The sequence below is a fragment of the Pontibacter virosus genome, from assembly GCF_003096355.1.
Classification (GTDB): domain Bacteria; phylum Bacteroidota; class Bacteroidia; order Cytophagales; family Hymenobacteraceae; genus Pontibacter; species Pontibacter virosus.
This window is the reverse complement of sequence record NZ_QEKI01000041.1, coordinates 1-1,372: the sequence shown is the minus strand read 5'-3', so window position 1 is coordinate 1,372 and position 1,372 is coordinate 1. Positions and strand designations below refer to the sequence as shown.

Annotated in this window: 1 protein-coding gene; it reads right to left on the bottom strand. The window is 57.3% G+C overall.

Features of this window, described 5'->3' with window-relative positions; all coding sequences use genetic code 11:
- Positions 1–105: 105 nt before the first annotated feature.
- On the bottom strand, positions 106–1,329 hold the full coding sequence (locus tag C8E01_RS21410) for an IS256 family transposase (protein WP_116545496.1): 1,224 nt from the start codon (positions 1,327–1,329) through the stop codon (positions 106–108).
- Positions 1,330–1,372: the final 43 nt, after the last annotated feature.

Sequence of the window (1,372 nt, the reverse complement as noted above, 5' to 3'; positions counted from 1 at the left end):
GGGAGTGTAATTAGAACTGTGTCATTGCTATATCTTAATTTACTGGCCCTTTTGCTGTTCTGGCTGCGTCCTTACAGCAAAAGGGCCAAACTTTTGAAGTGCTTCTCACCTCAAGTCCAGCTGCATCCTGTCTCCAAACCAGATCGAGAGCTGCTGAGCCGTCTGGCTCCAGTTGCTTAGCGGCATGACCCACTTTTTGCTGATGTGCTGGTGGGACAGGTAAATGAGCTTCAACAGGGCCATGTCCGAGGGGAAAGCCCCCTTTGTTTTGGTCACCTTCCGCACCTGGCGGTGGTAGCCCTCGATGGTGTTGGTGGTGTAGATCAGGTGGCGAATCGGCCCGGCGTACTTAAAGTACGTGGAGAGCCTATCCCAGTTGCGCTGCCAGCTCTCGAGCACCTTCGGGTACTTTTTGCCCCACTTCTCCTCCAGCTCCAGCAGCCTAAGCTCAGCCAGCTCTTTCGTCTCAGCCCGGTAGACGAGCTTGAGGTCCCTGATGAACTCCTTCTGGTCCTTGTGGGCCACATATTTTAAGCTGTTGCGGATCTGGTGGACGATGCAGCTCTGCACCTCGGCCTGGGGAAAGACCGTGGCAATGGCCTCGTCAAAGCCTTTCAGGTTGTCGATGCAGGCGATGAGCATGTCTTTCACGCCCCGCTGCTGCAGGTCGGTGAGCACCGAGAGCCAGAAGGCGGCCCCCTCGCTCTCGGACACATACACGCCCAGCAGCTCCTTGTGGCCGTGGCGGTCGATGCCCAGGATGTTGTAGACGGCCCGGCTGACCACCCGCCCCTCCTGCCGCACCTTGTAGTGCATGGCATCGAGCCAGACGATGCAGTAGAGCGCCTCCAGCGGCCTGCTCTGCCACTCCTTGACCTGGGGCACGATCTTCTCGGTGAGCGTTGCCAGCGTGTCGTGGGAGATATCCATGTCGTAGAGCTCCTTTAGGTGAGCCGAGATGTCCCTGAGGCTCATTCCTAAACCGTACATGCTCAGAATGCGGGGTTCTAGGTTCTCGGCCAGCACCGTCTCCCTTTTCTTGATGATCTGCGGCTCGAAGCCTGCCGAGCGGTCGCGGGAGGATTCTATTTCAATCACCCCGTCCGAGGTGCGCACCTGTTTCGAGACTTTGCCGTTGCGCCGGTTGCCCTGTGCCCGCTGCTCAGCCGACAGATGGAGATCCATCTCCGCGTCCAGAGCCGCTTCCAGGAAGTGCTTCAACAGGGGGCCTAGCGCGCCGTCTTTGCCGAAGGTGGATTTGCCAGTGCGGAACTCTTCCAGGAACTGGCGCTTGATCTTGTCCAGATCCAAGCCGGTGTTTTCTTCCATGTTTTTCTGTGTTAAAGGTAATACTCAATTAACCTTGACACAG

Coding starts and splice junctions, on each gene's coding strand:
- C8E01_RS21410 (WP_116545496.1), bottom strand. CDS start 1,329: ATGGAAGAAAACACCGGCTTGGATCTGGACAAGATCAAGCGCCAGTTC.